This window comes from Leptolyngbya sp. PL-A3 (assembly GCF_039962325.1).
GTDB lineage: Bacteria > Cyanobacteriota > Cyanobacteriia > Elainellales > Elainellaceae > Vacuolonema.
In genome coordinates, this window is record NZ_JAMPLB010000002.1 from 80,100 (window position 1) to 100,935 (window position 20,836).

14 protein-coding genes are annotated in these 20,836 nt (G+C 51.4%); 6 read left to right on the forward strand and 8 right to left on the reverse strand.

All coding sequences use genetic code 11. The features are described from left to right. Window positions 1-87 precede the first annotated feature (87 nt). The 3 genes from NDI52_RS02120 to NDI52_RS02130 form a co-directional block, all read right to left on the reverse strand. Complete coding sequence (locus NDI52_RS02120) at window positions 88-318, reverse strand: NifU family protein (protein WP_190772414.1); 231 nt, start codon at window positions 316-318, stop codon at window positions 88-90. Between the two features lie 89 nt (window positions 319-407). Next, window positions 408-1,997: a serine hydrolase gene (locus tag NDI52_RS02125; RefSeq protein ID WP_190772379.1), complete on the reverse strand. Its 1,590-nt coding sequence runs from the start codon at window positions 1,995-1,997 to the stop codon at window positions 408-410. Window positions 1,998-2,129: 132 nt separating this feature from the next. After that, a complete protein-coding gene (locus NDI52_RS02130) occupies window positions 2,130-2,921 on the reverse strand; it encodes an RNA methyltransferase (RefSeq protein WP_190772378.1) in 792 nt (263 codons plus the stop codon). A 62-nt stretch (window positions 2,922-2,983) separates the two neighbouring features. Here NDI52_RS02130 and NDI52_RS02135 point away from each other — a divergent pair, with 62 nt between their 5' ends. Both NDI52_RS02135 and NDI52_RS02140 read left to right on the forward strand, forming a co-directional pair. Beyond that, window positions 2,984-3,139: a DUF2256 domain-containing protein gene (locus NDI52_RS02135; protein WP_190772377.1), complete on the forward strand. Its 156-nt coding sequence runs from the start codon at window positions 2,984-2,986 to the stop codon at window positions 3,137-3,139. A gap of 170 nt (window positions 3,140-3,309) precedes the next feature. Beyond that, a complete protein-coding gene (locus NDI52_RS02140) occupies window positions 3,310-4,245 on the forward strand; it encodes an isoaspartyl peptidase/L-asparaginase (protein WP_190772376.1) in 936 nt (311 codons plus the stop codon). Between the two features lie 12 nt (window positions 4,246-4,257). Here the strand turns inward: NDI52_RS02140 and NDI52_RS02145 are convergent, their stop codons facing one another. Beyond that, window positions 4,258-5,664 carry a 1-acyl-sn-glycerol-3-phosphate acyltransferase gene (locus NDI52_RS02145; RefSeq protein ID WP_190772375.1) on the reverse strand — a complete coding sequence of 469 codons (1,407 nt, stop codon included), beginning with the start codon at window positions 5,662-5,664 and terminating at the stop codon, window positions 4,258-4,260. 1,086 nt (window positions 5,665-6,750) lie between these two features. On the opposite strand from NDI52_RS02145, the gene NDI52_RS02150 reads away from it, so the two are divergent. Continuing rightward, complete coding sequence (locus NDI52_RS02150; RefSeq protein WP_190772374.1) at window positions 6,751-9,018, forward strand: HAD family hydrolase; 2,268 nt, start codon at window positions 6,751-6,753, stop codon at window positions 9,016-9,018. A gap of 471 nt (window positions 9,019-9,489) precedes the next feature. Here NDI52_RS02150 and NDI52_RS02155 read toward each other — a convergent pair whose 3' ends face one another. After that, window positions 9,490-10,479 (reverse strand): manganese catalase family protein, encoded by a 990-nt coding sequence (locus NDI52_RS02155; protein ID WP_190772373.1) that lies wholly within the window; start codon window positions 10,477-10,479, stop codon window positions 9,490-9,492. Between the two features lie 771 nt (window positions 10,480-11,250). On the opposite strand from NDI52_RS02155, the gene NDI52_RS02160 reads away from it, so the two are divergent. Then, window positions 11,251-12,315: a phosphotransferase gene (locus tag NDI52_RS02160; RefSeq protein WP_190772372.1), complete on the forward strand. Its 1,065-nt coding sequence runs from the start codon at window positions 11,251-11,253 to the stop codon at window positions 12,313-12,315. Window positions 12,316-12,422: 107 nt separating this feature from the next. On the opposite strand, the gene NDI52_RS02165 is transcribed toward NDI52_RS02160, so the two are convergent. Next, window positions 12,423-14,267: an NAD-binding protein gene (locus NDI52_RS02165; RefSeq protein ID WP_199307826.1), complete on the reverse strand. Its 1,845-nt coding sequence runs from the start codon at window positions 14,265-14,267 to the stop codon at window positions 12,423-12,425. 542 nt (window positions 14,268-14,809) lie between these two features. Between NDI52_RS02165 and NDI52_RS02170 the strand changes: the two genes are divergently transcribed. Beyond that, window positions 14,810-15,424 carry a peptidylprolyl isomerase gene (locus NDI52_RS02170; RefSeq protein ID WP_190772370.1) on the forward strand — a complete coding sequence of 205 codons (615 nt, stop codon included), beginning with the start codon at window positions 14,810-14,812 and terminating at the stop codon, window positions 15,422-15,424. Between the two features lie 517 nt (window positions 15,425-15,941). On the opposite strand, the gene NDI52_RS02175 is transcribed toward NDI52_RS02170, so the two are convergent. Continuing rightward, on the reverse strand, window positions 15,942-16,154 hold the full coding sequence (locus NDI52_RS02175; protein WP_190771456.1) for a hypothetical protein: 213 nt from the start codon (window positions 16,152-16,154) through the stop codon (window positions 15,942-15,944). Between the two features lie 338 nt (window positions 16,155-16,492). Here NDI52_RS02175 and NDI52_RS02180 point away from each other — a divergent pair, with 338 nt between their 5' ends. Further along, window positions 16,493-16,894 carry a hypothetical protein gene (locus NDI52_RS02180; RefSeq protein ID WP_199307825.1) on the forward strand — a complete coding sequence of 134 codons (402 nt, stop codon included), beginning with the start codon at window positions 16,493-16,495 and terminating at the stop codon, window positions 16,892-16,894. 204 nt (window positions 16,895-17,098) lie between these two features. On the opposite strand, the gene NDI52_RS02185 is transcribed toward NDI52_RS02180, so the two are convergent. Further along, window positions 17,099-20,770, reverse strand: a complete 3,672-nt coding sequence (locus NDI52_RS02185) for a CAAX protease (protein WP_190771457.1) — start codon at window positions 20,768-20,770, stop codon at window positions 17,099-17,101. Between the last annotated feature and the right edge of the window lie 66 nt (window positions 20,771-20,836).

A 20,836-nucleotide genomic window follows, 5' to 3' on the forward strand; every position in this document is an offset into this window, starting at 1 on the left:
TTATGCACCCATAACCTCATTTGCGCGGAAGGCAGCACGATACGTGCTGCCTTCCGCGCAAATGAGGTTATAGGTTGGCAAGTGAAATTAGAATACTTGCTCGACTTCGGCAATCTCGGGAATAGATTCGCGTAGCTTGCGCTCGATGCCCATCTTCAGGGTCATGGCGGAGCTAGGGCAGGAGCCACAAGCACCCTGGAGACGCAGACGAACAACGGGACCATCCAGCTCAACCAGCTCGACGTTGCCTCCATCCGACATCAGATATGGGCGAAGCTCATCCAATACTTTTTCGACGTTAACGGTTGTTAGTTCCATAATTTGAATCGACTGAAGGTTTTGCGCTCGCAACACCCCCATTGTAGAAGACGGGATTCATTCGCGACATAAAGTGATGCCGGGAAGCTCTACTGAGGAGCCGTCGTAGCGGGCATTGTTGCCGGCGTCGCTGGAGCGGCCGCTGGGGCTGAGGCTGCACCCGGGGCCGGAGCCGCTTTACCAAAGTATTCGGCAGCAACCCGGGCAACTTGACGGGCCAGTTCTTGGGCTCGTCCGTCATCTGTCGGGCGTTGCACCAGTACGGTGATGACGTAGCGTTTGCCGTTGGGCAAATCTACAATACCCGTGTCACCAACCATCGAATCGATGGTACCGGTCTTGTGGGCAACAACCGCATTGGGGCCCGTACCAGCGGGAATCAGGGTATCCGTCACAGTGCCTTGCATGATTTCCATGAGGCGATCGCGCGAGCGCAAGGACAGAAAATCAGCCTGAGTAACGGCCATCAGCAGCAGCGAGAGATCCCGAGCGCTGGTGGTATTGGTTCCAGCTAAGTCGGCCAGGGGGTTGCGAATCACCGTTTGGGTCATCCCCCATGTGCGAAACCGTTGGTTCAGCATCTGCGCCCCACCCACTCGCTCCAGGACCATGTTAGTGGCCGTGTTATCGCTGATGGTGATCATCTTGGTAATCGTTTCTAAACTGGAGAAGCTGGAACCTGGAGGCAGGTATTGAAATTCGCCAGAACCCGTCGTAATATCCGTCGGCTTCATGGTCATGGCTTCGTCCAGACGGGCCTTTCCGGCATCTACATCCTGCAGATAGGCCACCAGAATAGGCACCTTAATCGTACTGGCAGCCGGAATTGCCTTATCGCCATTGATATCAACATAATTACCGGTGTCTAAATCCACGATAAAGATGCCGGGTTTCAGATCGGGTGACTGGGTGACCAGGGGCTGGATTGCCGACGCCAGCTCATTAATCGGTTGCTTCAAGCGAGCGGCTACGGGAGCCGGAACAGTGGAAGGGGGAGCTCCATCCAGACGGAACATCCCTTCTCCCAGGTCAGAAGGCTGCTTCGCGGCCTCCGATGCCGCAGCAGAACCGGGAACGGTACCGGCGGCGGTAAAGGAAGATTGGGCTGGCGTCCAGATAGAAAGGATGGTGCCGACGATCGCCCCAACACCCACTCCAAAGATTAGCAGACGAGTGATGTAGAGCAGGGGCGTGGCGGGTTTCTGCGATCGCCGTCGTCGCCGCCGAGGGCTGGGCGGCGAGATCACCGCTTCAGCAGGTGACTGAGGGCGCACGGGACGCGCCTGAATGGGAATAACGGTAGGTGGCAGGCTCGTTTTCTTGGACAGGACGGGCTGCACTGGGCGTAACCGTGTTAAAGCTCCATTCTCTTCAGAGGGGCGACGACGAGCGCTAGAGCCATTGCGCCCGGTTGGCTCGTCTAGCAGACGGCGCAGGTTCAGTTGGGAGTCAGGTCGGGGCGATCGCAACGAACGCCGCCGCACCAACGGGGCTGGAGTATCGCTACGATTGCTATCGGCTGAAGCTGACGGCAACCGAAAGAGGTCCGAAGATGAACTGCCCGAACCGTTCTGAGAGCTGCGTCGCCCATTCTCATTCGCAGGGGCGCTGGAGGATGTGGGAGGTCGACGACCAGGACGGCGGCGACGGGGAGGGCGTGAGGGTTTTCCAGATTCCATTGACATCAACACCTCTAACGCATCTCAAGAACAAGCAAATCAAGCTTCCAGAGCCAGTATGACTGATTAGATGCAACCCACCACTCTGAAATTATCCGCAAATTATCACCAGCATGGGGGAGATTCGTCAAATTATTCATCCTGCATTGACTCGTTACGGGGATGGCTTTGCTGCAACGCCCAGCGCATTTGGCTGATCATGCCTTGCAAAAGGGCCACATCATTATCAGAGGGTAGCGCTCGATTGTAGATCTGGCGAATTTTTTTCATGCGGCTGGCTACTGTATGTGGGTAAAGATAGCCAATTTTTAATAATAGGGACTCTAAATCTTGAAAATACTGATCTAAGCGATCGTGGGAGGCCGGGTTATGCGTGCCGACCGGAGCCGCTGCAATAGGGGCAGGTTCTAGCAACGCCATTCGCAGCTCGTAGCAGCAGAGGGCCACAGCTTGCGCCAGGTTCAGCGAGGTATAAGCCGCATCACTGGGAATGTAAAGGAACCGCTGTGCCCGATTAATTTCCTCGTTGGTCAGCCCCCGGTCTTCCCGACCAAATAGGAGAGCGGTTGGGCCATCGACAGCTTCCACGAGCCAGGGCAGTACAGCACGAGGGCCTTCCAGGGTAATGTTCAGAGTCGTGTCATCACGGCCAGTGGTGGCGATCGCCCGCCGACATCCCTCCAATGCATCCGTCAGCCTGGAAACAATACGAGCAGATTGCAGGATATCGAAGGCATGCACCGCCATCTGCCGCGCCTCTGCTCCTAAAGGATCGCACTGAGGATTGACCAGAACCAGTTGAGACAATCCCATATTTTTCATGATGCGGGCGATCGACCCCACATTCAGCGGCCCGGCTGGCTCTACCAACACAATCCGTACCTGATGCAATCGCGCTAGTCGACTGGCTTCTGTCTCTACCATTAAGCCTTTACAATCCTTTACAATTACCACAGTAATTCACCCACTGCACATTCCAGATTGCCATGGCGCGCACCCGTTCCAAATCGGATTTGCCCACAAAGCTCTGCCCTGTCTGTCAGCGCCCCTTCACCTGGCGTAAAAAGTGGGCCGATTGTTGGGATGACGTGAAGTATTGCTCCGAACGGTGTCGGCGGCGGCGGAATCAGGGGGTCGGGTAGAGTCACCCGATCGCACCTACTCACCCCTCAATATTTGTCAGATAATAGCCATCGTTCGTTTGGGAACTCTTTTTGTAGGCTCACACAGATAGGATCTCATCATTTCCTGATGGCCTAAAAGCGTTCGTTTGACTTCATTTTTCCTTTCACTTCTCTACACATTGACTACCATGCAACCTAAACTGATCATCCACGGCGGAGCCGGAAGTTCCTTGCGGGGCAAAGGCGGCGAGGAGGCCGTTCGCACGGCCTTGTTCGATGCCATTGATAAGGTTTATGCCCTGTTGAAGGCGGGGAGTTCGGCCAAAGAGGCAGTCGTTTTAGGATGCCGATTGATGGAGGACAATCCCCGCTTCAACGCTGGGACGGGCTCAGTGTTGCAGTCAGACGGGCAAATTCGGATGAGTGCATCGCTCATGGATGGGCTGATTCAGCGATTTAGCGGTGTGATCAACGTATCGCGAGTGAAGAATCCCATTGAGTTGGCACAGTTTTTGCAAGAGGGTAGCGATCGCGTTCTTTCCGACAATGGAGCTGCTGAACTGCTGCGAGAGTTAGGCAAACCCATTTATGACCCCCTGACAGATATTCGCTTACAGGAGTGGATGGCAGAACGGAACAATAATTTTTCCCATGAAATGGCTGGGGTCATAGCGGAACCCGAACTTGCCTCCGAGCCTGGGCGAGGCACGATCGGTGTGGTGGCGTTGGACTCAGAAGGTCGCTTGGCGGTGGGCACATCCACAGGAGGCAAGGGCTTTGAGCGCATTGGTCGGGTGAGCGACTCGGCCACACCTGCGGGAAATTATGCTAACGCCCATGCAGCCGTAAGTTGCACCGGCATTGGTGAAGACATTATTGATGAATGTTTGGCCGCTCGTATTGTGGTTCGCGTGACGGACGGTCTGCCCCTTGGGGAAGCAATGGGGCGTTCCTTCCAGGAGGCGGGAAGCCGACAGCGAGATTTCGGGGCGATCGCCCTCTCCCACGACGGAACGATTTCCTGGGGCAAAACCAGCGAGGTGTTGCTGGCAGCGTATCACACAGGCGATGCGAAAGGCGACACGTTGTCGTTGGATACGGGTGTTGTAACAGGATTTTGTTAAGGCGATCGCCCATCACGACTCAATCGTCGCTTCTAGAGCATGCTGGAGATCCGTTGTGAGTGTGTTGATGGCATCCCGTGCAGCCCGGCGACTGGTCTGGTAATCAGGAAAGCGATCGCTCACGCAAATAGGTTCACTGACGGTCATTTGACAGCGGCGGTAGCCCAAACGGGGACGGCGGGGATATTTGTCGCCGCGAATACGAGCTGTAGCGTCGAACAGTAGCAGAGTGATTTCGGCAAAACGTTCGAAGGAGGGTTTTTCTTTGACGTAGGAGCCAGTGACGGCCACCAGGCTTTCTACCAGGCGCATGTGAGTGTCGTGCAGGCTGGCTTCTTCGGCAAGCCAGTCACCCAGACCGCGATCGATGGGAGAGAGGGCGTTGCGATCGCTCACATCCGCTCGGTAAATATAGGTCCACGCCGCTTCCTCCAAGCGCCGGCAGCGTTCGGAAAGATTGCCCTTGGATGAAACACCGAAGTACTCTTCCGAAACCTTCAGGGCTTCGTCCAGGAGGGCTTGCAAACGTCGGGTGATGTTAGGTGCATCGGGGGGAAGGTCTTTAGGAGGAAGGGGGCGATGGTAGAAGCGGCTGTAGAACTGCTCCATCTTGGTCAGGAAATGCTCCCCTAGCCGGATAAGGCGCTTGTAATACGCATCGGGCCGTTGGTCATCGGCGAGGGGTTCGAGGGGTTGGGGAGGAAGGCCCATGTTGGTTTCCAACTGGGTCATCAGGCGATCGAGATTATGCCAGGGAGCGCCAATGTAGTGATATTGAATTCCAATGGGCACAATCCACACTGTTTCGGGGCGGCCAGCCTTTTGCAGATCTTCAGCGCACCAGAAACCCATTTGGGCAACACCCGGTTCCAGGGGTCCCAGGATCTCGCTGTGACCATTGGTGGCACCTTCGGGGGCGATCGCAAATGGAAGTTCTCCATTTAGCATCAACTCCCGAGAGGTGCGGAGAGCCTGCCAATCAGGATGCTTACCCCGATGCACCGAGACACCACCCATTCGGGACAGCAGCCACCCCAACCAGGGGCCACCCCAAAGCGGCATCCCGCGATCGAAAAGGAAGTGGACGTGCAAAGGGGAGCGCAGCTTCACACCTTTCTCCCGAGCTGCTTTGGGAATCATTCGGGAAAGCATATACAACCCGGAAAGGGGATCATCCACCTCCACATGGCGAAAGGCCAGCATGAAGCGAACCTTCCCAGCCTGAAATTGTTGATATAGGCTAGCCAATCGTTCTGGGTTGCTTACGTCAACCCTGGTAATACCTGCGGGTAACCAGGGCCGTGTGCGAAATCGCATCACGAGGGGCAGAAAGGCATGCACCAATCGCACCACAACCGGATTGTACGCAGAGGGCAGAGGATTTAATCCAGGATAAACCTGTCGAATGGTTTGAGGCATAACCCGAGTGCACGAAACATGGGTAAGAAACAATCATGAATCAGTCATTTTCGTATGTACAGCATACGGAAATTAACGTTCTAAATCCCCCCTCAAATTGGTTAAAAATTTCCTCCAACACAGCTTTCACGCCGTGGGGACGGATTTAAGAGCCCGCGTAAGGAACTTTGTTGAAGTGCTCGTACACAAACTGATCCGTCCATTCGACTGAATTTATCAGACGGCCAATGGGTACATCTTGTGCTTACGAGTGCCTGGGCGAAGTCTATTACAGGCACAGGATCGGGCTGAGCAGTTTCCAACCGGGAAACATGCCTGTTTTAGCTCCTCCTTATTCCATCAAAGGAGAAGAGTTACATTATGAATTTTGGTTTTCCCAAGGCCTATCATTTAGCTTTCCAAGAACAAGCAGAGTTGCCAAGCTCAGAACAGCTATACGGCACGTTGGTTCACAAGGAAGGTAGCGTGTAGGGCTAAGCTCCATCCACTACCTTGTTTAATTAACTCGAATATCTTTATAGAGAGGGCGGGTGGCACAGCATTTTAGAGTCTGGATTTAATTGAATTGAGCTACTGATATCCCTTTCCAATCTGTCGAGATACGAGAGAGGAATGAAATTCTACACCCCTCTCTTGTACCTCACTCGACCAACTATAGTATTCAGAAATACCGACTAAGCAGAAAGAGATTTCATACATCATTAAGCAATTCTTAAATTCCATAATTCTTAAGAGGAATTACGGGTTAATTGGCTTGAATGTAATAAATATGACACGCCTTTGTAGGGCACAAACACAAAAAAGTTTTTTAGAAATTTACCCTTCACGTTGCATCTATCGAGCTCAGCAACAAATTGTAATACATTCTCATCAAAGGTTGAATGCCAGTCTATGCCTCTGTTTCCGCGTGATGTATTTCCTTGGAGTGAAGCGAAACTAGCAAGATAACGGCAGAATCTTATCAAATCTATATAATTACCCGTAAATCCCAACTACTTTGAAAACGCACGGGCAACGTCAAGTTTCGGTGATCACAAAGTGACTGACGCTCTTCGCAGTGATTAGTCCAAGGAGGATAAAACACCTATGTCAAAACCCGCAGGGTTGTACATCTTACTTGTCAGCGTTCATGGTTTGATTCGAGGGCATAATCTGGAACTTGGCCGGGATGCCGATACCGGAGGACAAACCAAATACGTAGTAGAACTTGCTCAAGCGCTGGCTGAAAATCCCCTAGTTGATCGGGTCGATCTGGTAACACGTTTAGTCAACGATCCAAAAGTCAGTCCAGATTACGCGCAACCCATCGAAAAGATTTGTGAAAAAGCGCAGATTGTTCGTCTTAACTGCGGTCCTCGCCGCTACTTACGCAAAGAGGTTTTATGGCCTCATCTTGATAGTTTCGCCGATGAAATGGTGCGGCATATTCGGCAAGTAGGCCGTGTTCCAGATGTAATTCATACTCACTATGCTGATGCCGGATATGTGGGTTGCCGAGTGGCCGGGTGGCTGGGGATTCCCCAAGTTCACACCGGCCATTCTTTGGGGCGCGTGAAGCGCGATCGCCTTTTAGAGCAAGGCACCAAGCCTGAAGCTGTCGAAGAACACTTTCATATCAGCACTCGTATTGAAGCAGAAGAAAAAACTCTGGCCAGTGCTTCTCTAATCATTGCCAGCACCCATCAGGAAGTAACCGATCAGTACGGCATCTACGACCAATACCAGCCCGATCGCATGGTGGTAATTCCCCCGGGTGTTTCCCTGAAGCGGTTTTACCCGGCTGGAGATGATTGGGTTGAGCCACCCATTTTTGATGATTTGAAGCGCTTTCTACGAGAACCAGACAAGCCTATTATTTTGGCTTTGTCTCGTGCAGCTATGCGGAAAAACGTGGCCGGTCTGGTGGAAGCCTACGGTCAAGATCCAGAACTTCAAAAACTGGCGAATCTTGTGTTAGTGCTCGGTAACCGGGATGACATCAATCAGATGGAATCTGGCCCCCGCAAGGTGATGGCTGATATTTTCCGGCTGATCGACCGCTATGATCTCTACGGAAAAGTAGCCTATCCAAAACATCACAAGTCGGAAGAGGTGCCTGATTTATACCGTCTCACAACCAAGACTCGGGGCGTATTTATCAACCCAGCGCTAACCGAGCCCTTTGGATTGACTCTCATTGAGGCGACGGCTTGTGGAACGCCGATCATTGCCACGGCAGATGGTGGCCCTCGCGACATTCTGGCAGCCTGTGATAACGGGCGGTTAATCAATCCTCTCGATATTGCGGATATTCAAGCCGCTCTGCGCCAGGCATTAACCGACACCGAACAATGGCAACAGTGGTCAACCAACGGCCTCAATCGTGTACGCCAAAACTTCTCCTGGAAGAGCCATGTGGAGCGCTACCTGGAGCACCTGCGCCAGCTGCCCCAGCGGCGTGTGCAGTCCCCCTTGAGCTACCTCACGGTGGAAAAAACAGCGACATCTCAAGCATGGAATATGCCCAGCATGAACCGTTTGATGAACGCCGATCGCTATCTGGTCTGCGAAATCGACAATACCTTGTTGGGTGATCATGCAGCGCTGCAACAGCTGATTCAGCGGCTCAATCAAGAGGGCGGCACGACGGGAATTGGGATTGCCACAGGGCGATCGCTCACCAGTGCGTTGGCAATGTTGGGCGAATGGCAGTTCCCCATGCCGGATGTGCTGATTGCTTCAACGGGTTCGGAAATCTACTACGGCCCTCAGGTCATTCCCGATCCCAATTGGGCGCGGCACATCAACTATCGCTGGCAACCCGACGCTGTGCGGCAAGCGATGGCAGAATTACCCGGTATTGAGCTACAGCCTGATGAGTGCCAGGGCCAGTACAAGCTCAGCTACTTTGTCGATGCCAGCAAGGCTCCCAGCTATAACGAGATGATGCAACATTTGCGGCGGCGGCGGCTGCATATCAATGGCATCTTCAGCCACAGCATGTACCTCGACCTGCTGCCTATCCGAGCTTCCAAGGGTAATGCCATTCGGTATTGCGCAATGAAGTGGAATCTGGCGATTGACCGTTTCCTGGTTGCTGGAAGTTCAGGCAATGACGAAAGTATGCTGGCTGGCAACACGCTGGCGGTTGTGGTTGGCAACTACAGCCAGGAAGTTGAAAAACTGCGCGAGTATCCTAAAGTCTACTTCGCGAAGGGTAACTACTCCTGGGGCATTATGGAGGCACTGGATCACTACAACTTTATCGAGGATCGCGATCGCCTCCAGCCCGAAATCGAGCCCGATTTCGATTACGAAGCTGACTTCATAGCCGAAACAGAGACAGAGACAGAAACAGAAGCTGTTGCTGTTTAAGAAACATTGGGAGCAGCAAAACTGTGTGCAACTATTTAGCCAAACAAACTCCTAACGGAGCTTAAGAATCTCCCAAATAAGCTCCAACCCTACTGTGCAACCTGCACAGTTTTTTTTTGAAAGAGAGACAACCCGTTCTATAGCAACCTCAGTTCGGGATAAGCTGAAGTGCTCATTTTGGCGTGCGCTCTGCGCACGCCAAAATGAGCGTTTTCGAGTACCGCGCGTTGCGCGGCACTCGAAAACGCCCTTAACCCGAACTCAGGTTATAGCCATATGTAACCCCAATTTGGGATAAGCTCAAGCGCCCATGTTGACGTGCAGGGAGCACACGGCAATATGAGCTTTTTTGGGGGACGGAAAGCGTGCCCCGAATGAAAAAGAAGCCCAGCTCCTTTAAGGAGCCGGACTTCGAAGATTTGTTCAGCACAGTAAATTAGTGTAAATACACCCAGAGATTGAAGCAGTGTATTAAATTACTGAACCGTGGCTCTCAGGGTCAACCACCGTTTTAGGACTTGCCAAATCATTTTGGGGATAGGTTGACCATTGATTTGCGCCACCCCCTACGGATGACTTCACCTCTTGGCTGCGCTGCTTGCCCAGAGCACGGCTCTTTTCCTGAGCCTCATCCAGGGTATGCTTATTACCCTTAACAGGCTGCTCCACCATGCCCTTCGTCTCTACGACATGCTCATAGGGCTTTTGCACGTACTCCCATTCCTCTCCAGATTCCCAGGCTCCTTGCCCTTGGTTCCAGGGGCCACGAGCATCGGCTCCATTGGACATGTTCATATAGACATGGGTATAGCGGGGGTCGCCTTGCAGAACTCCCGGTGGGAAGTTGGGTTCAATGGTTTCCAGGGCCGACGCGAACATCTTGTAGTGGGCGATCTCCCGTGTCATCAAAAAGCCTAAGGTTTCCTTAACATAGGGATCATCAGTGAATTGCATCAAGTGTTCATACACAATCTTGGCTCGGGATTCAGCGGCGATGTCCGATCGCAAATCCACTGTCAAATCCCCGTTGGCGTTGACGAAGGAGCCCATCCAGGGCGTTCCCTGACTATCCGTTAACCGGGGAGCACCACCGGACAGTAGCAGAAACTGGGGATTGGTCATAGCCTGATGAATCATCTGCTCTTTCTGATTCGGCAGAAGGTTCATCCATGAGGTCGATTCGGAAGCATTTTTCAACTCACCATTGACCCCATCCAACAGCATTGTGATGGTGGCCCCAACAATCTCCAGGTGGCTCAACTCTTCGGTGGCAATATCCATCAACATATCGTATTTGTCAGGATAAGGCTTTCGGGCTGCAAAAGCCTGGGTAAAGTATTGCATGGCGGCTTTTAATTCACCATTTGGCCCACCAAATTGCTCTAATAATAAACTGGCAAAACGAGGATCGGGCCCCGATACTCGTGCATTAAACTCCAATTCTTTAACGTGATAAAACATAGAATGCTCCTTGGCTACATCAATTAAAACGAGTACAAGAACAATTTGAATTCAGGTATTTCTCAACGATTTGAGAAACAGCACCCCTATTAAATGATGAGGCTCATGCTAAATACATTGATCCAAATATAGAACCTATTTATTGATGAGCTGAAATGCCAGAATAGCTGCCAATTCTTAATTTCAAATATTCAGCACAGAACAATTTTTATATGTTTTATTGATGAGCCTAACTATTGTCGTATATTCACTATGTGCCACAAGACTGAGTTTCCTTGGATTGCATCGCCCAACAAAAATTAATTTTAGTAAAGCTCATCCATTAGGGAATAACTTCAATTCAATTTTGAATCTGAGCCGCTTCAGATCTCCTACTGAAACCTATAAAGATAGTTTTTCCGCCATAAAATGACAGGAAAAGCGCCTTCATAGGATTTAACAGTTGGGATGAGTCGTACCTATCTCATCTTGAAAAAGCATTTAGGATTTCTATATCTTTTCTATCAATATGCTCACCATTTTTTTCAAGCCCTTGATTTGTAGACGCGATGCGCCTGCAAAATCAAGGGCTTGAAAAAAATGGTGAAGGTATTGTTCTGCAAGAAACCGTTTTTAAATGGCTCAGCCTGATTAAACAGAAGATCTAAACTGTACCAACCGCTTCGCATGGGACACAGCTTAGGTCTCAACTGCCTCCTTACATGAAGCTTCGCCCACCCCTACAATAAAAACGCATAAGCACATTCATCTATTCAATTAGTTGAAATTAACGTGAGTCATAGTGTAAACATTGCCGAAATTCAAGCTCATCTCTATAAGCATCTAAAGACACGTGGATTTGGAGAAGGCTTTACCCTCACCTTGATGGCCCATGGAGAAGCAAATCTAATTTTTCGCGTCAACTCAAATCGTTTAATACGGGTTGCAGTCAACACCCCCAACAAACGGTTTGAAGGGGATTTCAAGCGCGTAACTCAGTTTGAGGAGAAAATTCTCACCTATTTGAGCGGATCGGGTATTGGTCATGAGTTACAGGCACGCCAGCTACAACCCAGTGACGATTTTAATTACACCTACTTAATTACCAATTATCTGGAAGGAGGGCCATTAGATTATGGGCGATCGCACCTCCAACACTGCGCCACAACCCTCGCTCACCTCCATCGTCTGCCTCAAAACCCTGGCTATGCCCTGGACGAGTTGCGCCACCATGTACCCACGATCGCACACCCCCTCACCCTCTTCTTTGAGGAATCACGCGACTACGCTCAACCCTACCTGCAATCTGCCGATGCCGATGCTGACATTGTAAAAATGCTAGAGGCGGTGTTGGCGAAAGCGGAACAGCGGTTGAGTGCTGAATCTTTGCTATCGGATTACCCTCACCAGTGTCTGGTTCATAGTGACCACACCTACGAAAACTGGGTCGTCAATTCCCAACAGGCTTACCTGGTGGATTGGGAGTGGGCCGAAATTGGCTCCCCCGCTGGGGATTTGGGTCACTTTCTTTCTCCCGTCACGGTGCGCCGCCGCCACAATTATCGTCTGCCAGCCGAGGATCGCGAGTTTTTCCTGCACTGTTATTACGAAGCTCTGGAGGATGCAGATTTAGCGGAACGAATTCGACAGCATTTTGTCGCGTTTGGGCCCTACCCGGCTGTGCGATCGCTCTGTTGGACAGCGGGCTACTGGGTTACCGCAAATCGCTGGTATGCCGATACGGACAGCCCTAATGCAGGCGATCGCATGGCACGGCTGAAGCGCAGCCAGCAGCAATTTCCTGAGCTGTGGCAGGAGGTAATGGACTGGCTTAATTACCCTGTGGAATCAGGGTGAGTGTTGTGTGCGTCACTGGATACGCGTTGCATCTATGTATTTGAATTAGAGCCGCATCAAAAAAGCCCGGCAGAGCCGGGCTTTTTTTGATGCAATTTTCTGAATATCTAAGATTCTGCTAGCAGGATAATCGTATCTTGCGGTTGAAATTCGATGAGTTTGTCTTTAGATGGATTAATGACCACTCCATAGGATCGCGCAACGTTATTCGCATCAGCTTTGTGGCGATACCCGATCGCAGATTCTCCCCGTTGTCTGGCGGCTTCTACTACAGTGTAGAAATTGACAGGGCGATCAACTGTGACGTAGTTATCGACGGGTTTGAGGTAAATCTCTGAGCCTTCAGAACTAAATAAATCCGTCAGCACAGCATTAACGTTTTTCTGTTCTGCGACCTGGGCTAGCATCAGGCTAATGATTTGCTCGCTAATTACGAAATCATCAGGGCGAGCAACCTGGGCCAATGCTTGATTGCGGACATCTAGAATTTCAGTGACGATTTGAAAGTCGTGATGATGGCGATCGCAAATATCCCGCAGATGGAGCAATGTCACCAGAGTTTGAGCATCCGCCTGTTCTGCATCCAGGGTTGAGTTGCACAGGACAAGAGCATGGTTATACTGCGTCAGGTTGAGACTGTCTAATACATCTCGATCCGTTGGATCTCCCTGTTGGTAGCGCACCGTTTGTTTTTGAAGTTGCAGGGATTTCTCCGACAAATCCACCTCAGCATCAGGAAACTCCGCCACGACCATCACCGTCGAGCCCGGTGCCACATATTGATCCAGGAGTTGGATGATGTTGTAGACCCGATCATTCCAACCCAAAATTAGTGTGTGTTCAGCCGTAGGTAACGTCGCTTCGGCAAGGTGAATCGCTTGCCGATCAATTGGAGCTTCTGCGGCCTGATTCAGATGCGTTGTATCGTCATCTTCACTAATAACAATCAGTCGTTCCCCGGGTTGCAAGAGCCTATTGCTGGGAGGATTGAGCTGAATTGCACCCTCTGCATCTTGAATCCCAATGACCACCGAATCGTTGTACGCCAAAAGCGTTTGACCATAGGTACTGCCATAGAGTGCAGGTTCCTCCCGGAAGTAAATTTCATCGCCACTGAAGTTCAGGAGATCGATGTACACCGTGGATAACCCGGACTGACGGCAGGTTTGCACCACAATACGTGAAATTAAATCATTGATTAATAATGGTTCTACGTTGTTATGAGCAACCAGCTTGAGCACATCCAGAGTTTTGGGACTCTGCACTTGCGCGACCAGATGGTAGGGTTGGGGATGCGATCGCGGAATACTGGTAATCGCCAGAAGGGTCTTCACCAACTGCGTATCGGCAGCATCCTGGCCCGGATTCAGAATGATGATAGATCGGGACGTTTGAATGCTCACGATACCCAGGTCTGTCATGCTGCTGGGGCTGCCTGTACGACACACCAGGCGAATTCGAGGCAACCTCCCCAACGTATCGTGAAGGGCAGTTTCCATCTCAACCTTATCTTCTTCACTGAGGATGACAATGCAGGTATCTGAACGATTTGCATTCGCCAGCGCCAACTCCGAGATCAGGGTGAAGATCTGCAGCGACCAACCCAAAATAACAATGTGATCGGTTTCGATGACACGCGATCGCCCTTTCCGCAAATCCTCTAATTTGGCATCAATACCACTGCTGAGTAGACCAATCAGTGTACTGACCACAAAGATGCCACCGAAGGTGACAAACAGCATGGTTAAACGGAACACCCAACCCGTGTCGCCGCCCACAGTTCCTGAGTCGAGTGTTCGCATCAGAACGCCCCACAGAGCTTCTGGGAGATTAAGGCGATCGCCTCCTTCCGGTGCAACTCCTGACACGCTGACCAGCACAGCCATCAGCACAATAAACGCGAAGGAAACCAATGCCAATCCGCTGACCAGGGCAACAGTGCCTCGGGCCATGAAGTTGTCGAACCTGTAACGGAGTTGGCCGGTAAGGGTACTCTGGCGTTTTCGGTTGCTGAATCTTGCACGACTCGGAAGAAGGTTTTGCATGGGAGGCTCGGGAAACAATTCGTTACTTGGTGTTGTAAGACACCAGGGGTATCCCGTAGTATTCCCCATTCGGTTCTGATCGCTACGTCAGCCATCAATATCTACAAAACCCCTCCAGCACCAATTCAATAACCTGAGTTCGGGTTAAAGGCGTTTTCGAGTGCCGCGCAACGCGCGGCACTCGAAAACGCTCATTTTGGCGTGCACATAGTGCACGCCAAAATGAGCACTTCAGCTTATCCCGAACGGAGGGTTCAATAGGAGGATGTGCATTTGTGTGGTGTACGCACACTACATAAATGCAGCAGGTACAGTGAGTGTGCGACAGTCCTGCTATTAAAAAGATGTAAAGTCTGGTGTGACGGGGGAAGTTCGCCGTGGGGACGTACCCTGCTTCAAGATTGCTATAGTTGGGGCAAAAGCGCTTCTCCCTGGATGGCTTAAACTGCATGCTATCTCCATTCTCTCGCGAACCCAATTTGGATCGCGTTGTCGCTGCCGTTGACTATACAGCCGAGGAGTGGGAAGAATTTCTTCAGCAATTTCTCAATGCGGAAGATTATCAGGTTTGGCTGCAACAGCAAGAAGTTACACCGGAAGATTTTGAACTGTGGGTCAAGCGAGAATTAGCGATCCGAAAATTCCAGAACCAACAATGGGGACGCAAGGTCGCATCTTATTTCCTGGATCGTAAGCATGAGCTCGATCGCGTCGTAGCATCACTGATCTACTTGACGGATCAAGGATTAGCACACGAACTTTATTTCAGAATTGCTGAAGGAGAAGCGACCTTTGACGAAATTGCGCGCACCTATTCCCAGGGGGCCGAAGCTAGCAATGGTGGCAGAATTGGCCCCGTTGAGTTAGGACAACTGCATCCGCGATTAGCCCGATTGTTTTATGGAGCCCAACTTGGGCAACTGTGGGCACCCCTAAAGCTGGATCAATGGATTGTTATTGCACGACTGGAGGAAAGTTTACCCGTTCAGTTCGACGACTTTATGCGTCAATCACTACTCAATGAGTTACTAGACATCTGGCTTAAGGACAACCCTGCTGAGTAAGCCAGGCTGAAACGCTTGCAGCAAATTCTTGTACACGATGTCCATATTTCAAATACCTGGATGGGATGTGGTGAAAGGAACACAAAGCGTCTCTTTCACCACATCCCATCCACACGTTTAGAACACTTTTATCCTGGGGAGCATTAAACGATCAATCAACTTTCTAGAGAAACGTCTTATTCAAAAGATTTCGGATCTTATATAAAACAGTTATTTATGCCAATTCAATTATTTTATTCCCACCCTATACAAGCTATTTGGAACCCCGCAACAAAGTTATGATAAAAGATTCTATTAATCTGTAAAACGATCGCTACACTAACAAAACCTCAGAGCTTATATTTCATTAGTTCGGACAGTTTTTCTGAAACCCTTGATTTTGCGTGCGCTTCGCGCACGCAAAATCAAGGGTTTCAGAAAAACTGTCCAGAGTATTGATATTTTTAATGAGTAGATTATCAATAACAAAGTACCCGACCAACCATTCATCCAAGTTTCTCGGGCCATGCTGTCAGTGCTAGAGCAACCAATATTCGGGGTGCGTCATGTCCAGAGCGATCGCCATCAAGTTCGCAAAATCAATGCGAACTGAAAGTAGCCAAAACTTGGCTTGGGCACGGCTCCGCTGAATACCACGGGAAGTCGTGAGCCGCCAGAGTGCGATCGCTAGCGGCAACCAGGGGTAACTGAGACGGAGGATACGCCACTGAAGTCGGCACAGCAGAGTCATAGGATTATGCCAGGGTAGAAACAGGTATAACGTTAAGGGCAACGATCGAGTAACAAGTTTTTCCAGGCTTGTTCCACTGTTCAGGCGCTCAATGAGAAGCTCGACTCCGCCTATTTGAACCTTTGAGTATAAACATACCAAGGGTGCCGTAAGAAGAGACTAACAAACTACACTCCTTTCCATGAGGATATGAGAATTTCTCGCGGGAAGGAACTGTTTTATAGTGTTTCACCTGAAAAAACAACCCTTTCAATCCTTTCTCAGATGCCCCATAGTGTTAAGGGGAGATCTGGGCAAGCAGGCTTCAGGCCGATGCTCTCACGCCTCCTGACCGAACTATGAAGCAAAAGCTGACGGGTGTGATGCGAATGAGACAAATTCAGCAATTTAGCATCATCATTGAACCAGTAAAGGAAGCCCCTGCATCCACAGAGACCCAGCAGGCTACGGATGGAGCCCAACACTATCAGGCCGAATGTCCAGAATTAGAGCTTTCGACGTATGGGGCCACTGCAGAAAAAGCACGGGCGAAGCTTATCGAGGCGATCGAACTATTTTTTCAGTTGGCCGATGCCAGCGAAATTTCTACTCGCTTAAATCGTCATCAACAACCCATCCGTCTTTCCTTTTGGTTAGAGGATGACCCCGATGATGGGTACCGAGCGATCGCCCTGGGGGAAGCAGGCATCATTCAGGACGAGGTGTTCGAGGCGTTGTGCGAGAGCTTGCACCATCCCTAACATCCAAAATTCTGTTTATATAACGCTGTGCGCGTTGATGTAAGTACGGTGGTGTGTGGCACGAAGTTCCCTAAACCACTGTCGCTGTATCTAACGCACTTGCACATTGCTATGTAGCCTTACATCATCTGCTAAGACAGAGTATTAAAGCTGCGCGGAGCGCAGCTTTAATACTCTGTCTTAGCAGATGATGTGGAGTTTTAGCTACAAGGTCATGGGAGCAATTGGCTCAATATCGGGGTCATAGCCTCCCACTTGATTTGTACGCAGGACCCATACCGATGCGTTATGTTGCAGAAACACTCGCACGATAGTGTCACTGGCCTTGCGTGGCAGAAGGGTCCGCCAACTGCCAATGCCGATCCACAGGTTACGCAGGGGTTCATCCTGCAAGGTACTGCCTAGATTGAACTCATTCTTCTCCCAGTCTGGGCGTGGGCCACCCAGGGGTTGCAGTTCCCGTTCCAAAGCATTGCCGACCTGCACCAAATCCTGATAGCGCTTGGCCTGCTCGGGGTTATCGTTCATCCACTGGCTTAAGCTTGCTGCATTAGCCCGTTCAATGCGTCGCTCGATATAGCGGAGACTGTTGAACAACGCCTGGTTAGAATCTTGCGAGCAGTTGTTAGCCGGGCCAACATAAGTGCCTCCCGTACCGTCGCCAATGCGATAGCGCGCCGTCATTACCTGAAGGGCTGCCAGCATCACATCCAGGGCAGATTGCCGCAGATCGTGGGCCGAAAAGCTATCTGTAAACGCCTTTAGTTTAATGACGATGTCGCAGGTAGGGCGATTGCCGAGCCAGCCCAATTGGCGATCGCCCATATACCGTGACCAGTGCAGTGTTCCTGCCGTCAGCCCATCGATGTTGTGGGTGTAGACCTGGTAATACTGAATATCAAATCGGAGCTCATCGACCAGAGGGTCACGAATCACCTTCGCCAGCCCATAGGCAAAGTGCCCGAAAAAGATAGGGCCACCCGCAGCAGGTTCTTTTTTCTTACCTCCAATGCCGCCGTAGGTGTGGAGTACCAGGGCGCGATCGCCTTCCCGCCACTCATCGATCGCCCGCTGATTCGACTCCTCTCGGGGGGTAATCAGCACCGAGTTAATCTTTCCTTTCTGCGCAGCCACATTGGCCCAAGATTCTTTGCGAATGTAGCGGTAGCCGGCCTTATTACCCACAATCACCCGATCAGGCTGGAGGCGGAAAAGCGATCGTGGTGCCAGGGATTGCACCACAAACTGGCCTGCCTCATTCTTTGCCCCATAGATATACCAGCCCGTTTCATTGAGGGGCGATCGCTCAATATCCCGTAAGGTTGAAGGGCAACTGCCATAATCCGCAGCCCGTAACACTGGGGGCGTTTGAACGACTTCCATTGGCCCATCAAACTGCCGGGTCGCACGATTAAAATGCACCACCTGAAAAGCGTCATGCCCGACTGGGGAATGGAACCGCACCAGGGCATAGTAGCGCCCAGTCACCTGGACAGGGGTACTCTGAATGCGAAGAGTGGCAGGGTTTCCCGCATCTACCTGCACTAGCCCTTCCAGCATCACGGTGATGTCATCCTGGGGATGAGAACCCGCCAGGGATTCCAGTGGCCCCACCTGCTGCCGGTGATTGAGCCGGGTTGGATGTACTAACCCGCCATACGTGCTGGTGTACTCCGCATCAGCGCTAAAGTGAACATCCCGTGTCACCGCATTGACCAGGCTGCACAGAGCGGGCTCTTCGAGCCATTGGAGCTTGACCTTCCGCCCCACCAGATGCTCATATCCCTGGGCCGCGTGATACACCTCAAACCAAACCCCTCGCACCTGGGGGCGCTCCTCACGGGTAGGCAGAATCAATCGCCCTATCCAGGGCGCAATCGGCTGATACCACTGAGTATCCACTACCTGTTGGGCTGGGTAGTAGGTGTATCGGTTAAACGCAGCTTCCTGGTAGCGGGTGTACTGACTCATCTTCTGAGGCAGGCGATCGCGGCTGCGGAGAAGTTGCCCCTGAAGAATTTGCACAATAAAGTCGATGGTTTGTTGCAAGTTAGTCCGACCATCGGGGACACGAGCTTTGGGGTCCATCAAGCCCCCCGGAAGTTGGTGCCCAACGGTTGACCCCAGCGCAATAAAGCTGATCTTGCCCAGGCGCTTAGCCCGGTTCCAGTAGGATAGGGGAAACAACTTCCAGCGGCCTGGAAACATAATCGGCCCAATTTTCTCAACGTTATCCTTCCCGCCGACCAGGTGGTAGAGGTGTTCCAGCACAAGGATGTTGTTGTTGGCACTGATGACGCCCCCCAGAGAAATCACATCAATGGGAGCACCGATCGCCCGCTTCAAAAATGCAGCCGAGGCACAGGCCATCTGCCCACCTCCGCTATATCCAATCAAAGTGATGGGCACGCCACTGCCAGTCTGGTAGCCATTCTTAAGCAGAGCATTGTGCATCACCTGAGCAATACCGCGGTTATAGAGCGGCCCGTAGCGTTTGTCTGAGGACACGCCCACAATTAAGACGTTGCGGAGGTTAACGAGTACTCCTAAAAGGCTGGCAGGGTTAGTCCATCGCTGCTTGTCGGCTAGTCGCCAGAGAAATGCCAGGGGACGGTCTTCATCCAAAGGGTTATTGAGCACTGAATAGCTGACCAACCCCCGAATCAAGGCAATATTGTCAGGCAGGGCAGGGGTTAGGGAATCTAGAAAATCCTCTACATCCGGCAAGTACTCCGCAGTAGATTGCCCGATGCCATCCAGGTAAATGATGTAGCGGGAAATACTGCGGGGGTCGGTGATGGGTTCAGCCAATTCCCCCACATTCACATTGGTATTGATTTCGTCGTCATACCACCCGGCCCACCAGCCCAGGGTTTCAAGAGGGGCCAGCAATCCGGCAAAAGCCAGGGCGATTACCCCAATCCACATCAGATCAAACAGGAAGCGTAAAACTCCTGGCAGGGTTGCATACCAACCAAACAATCCATCTCGTACAGGTGCCAGTAGAACGGCCACTATGTAGGCCAGCAGCAGCATACCCACTAAACCGGAGGCAACTTTAACCCACCCCCAACGGGTGCTTTCATCTTTGAACACCAGGGCTGCATCGGCATCGCTGGGAGCATTGCGGACAATGTTTTCTGCTAAATTTTCAACCCGTTGACGGGCCGTTTTAATTAGTTGTTGGGCTTCAGGAATCGGCGATGGATTCGGGGCAGTTAAGAGTGGAGAAGTGGCTTCTGCCATGCGCGATCGCACCATCTCAAGCACATCCTGGCGATTCGTGGACAGCTCTACTCCAGCGACTTTATCTGCCACCCAGCGACCCAAGTTAGCGATCGGTTGCCCAATCACCCGCTGCAAAATTTGCAGCACACCCCACCCCACCGCCACGTACCAGATGGACTGGGTCAGGGAAACCTCTGTCAGCCCAGCAAAACCCACCACCAGAGCCAAAAAATGCCACACCGACAGCAATGTGAGCAGAGGAATACCCAGATAGGGGATTGCCGCTAGAAAGCCAAACAGCAACGGCGCATAGGTGATTCCCAATACCCGGATCAGGTCTCCCAGAGAAGCTTGTACAGCCCAGGGGAATAGGGTAATGAGCCAGGTGCTAAATACCAGGAAAAGAAAACCGCAGACGTAGAGAACGGCATTAAGTAGAAGGCTAAAGATGAAGCGAACTGGCCTCACCCGGTTAATAAATAGAATGATGCTTTGCCCAACGGCCAGAGATAATCCGGCTGCTAATACAACCTCTAAGGCAAACCAGAACCCCCAGGGAACGGCGACGATCTGTTGAAAGGTTTCACCATTCAGGCTGAAAACTCCACCCAGGAAATCCCAAAAGTGAGCAAAGCGGCTGTTTCCCATAACTGTTTTATTAAACGAGAGATTGCGGGAGCAAGTTGTGATGAGGCCCAATTGGCAGTAGCCGAC

What these genes read in the sequence shown, in the direction of transcription:
- NDI52_RS02175 (WP_190771456.1), bottom strand. Translation starts at nt 16,154, where the DNA reads ATGACTCTGCTGTGCCGACTTCAGTGGCGTATCCTCCGTCTCAGTTAC.
- NDI52_RS02180 (WP_199307825.1), top strand. Translation starts at nt 16,493, where the DNA reads ATGAAGCAAAAGCTGACGGGTGTGATGCGAATGAGACAAATTCAGCAA.
- NDI52_RS02155 (WP_190772373.1), bottom strand. Translation starts at nt 10,479, where the DNA reads ATGTTTTATCACGTTAAAGAATTGGAGTTTAATGCACGAGTATCGGGG.
- NDI52_RS02185 (WP_190771457.1), bottom strand. Translation starts at nt 20,770, where the DNA reads ATGGGAAACAGCCGCTTTGCTCACTTTTGGGATTTCCTGGGTGGAGTT.
- NDI52_RS02170 (WP_190772370.1), top strand. Translation starts at nt 14,810, where the DNA reads ATGCTATCTCCATTCTCTCGCGAACCCAATTTGGATCGCGTTGTCGCT.
- NDI52_RS02140 (WP_190772376.1), top strand. Translation starts at nt 3,310, where the DNA reads ATGCAACCTAAACTGATCATCCACGGCGGAGCCGGAAGTTCCTTGCGG.
- NDI52_RS02150 (WP_190772374.1), top strand. Translation starts at nt 6,751, where the DNA reads ATGTCAAAACCCGCAGGGTTGTACATCTTACTTGTCAGCGTTCATGGT.
- NDI52_RS02120 (WP_190772414.1), bottom strand. Translation starts at nt 318, where the DNA reads ATGGAACTAACAACCGTTAACGTCGAAAAAGTATTGGATGAGCTTCGC.
- NDI52_RS02145 (WP_190772375.1), bottom strand. Translation starts at nt 5,664, where the DNA reads ATGCCTCAAACCATTCGACAGGTTTATCCTGGATTAAATCCTCTGCCC.
- NDI52_RS02165 (WP_199307826.1), bottom strand. Translation starts at nt 14,267, where the DNA reads ATGGCCCGAGGCACTGTTGCCCTGGTCAGCGGATTGGCATTGGTTTCC.
- NDI52_RS02125 (WP_190772379.1), bottom strand. Translation starts at nt 1,997, where the DNA reads ATGGAATCTGGAAAACCCTCACGCCCTCCCCGTCGCCGCCGTCCTGGT.
- NDI52_RS02130 (WP_190772378.1), bottom strand. Translation starts at nt 2,921, where the DNA reads ATGGTAGAGACAGAAGCCAGTCGACTAGCGCGATTGCATCAGGTACGG.
- NDI52_RS02135 (WP_190772377.1), top strand. Translation starts at nt 2,984, where the DNA reads ATGGCGCGCACCCGTTCCAAATCGGATTTGCCCACAAAGCTCTGCCCT.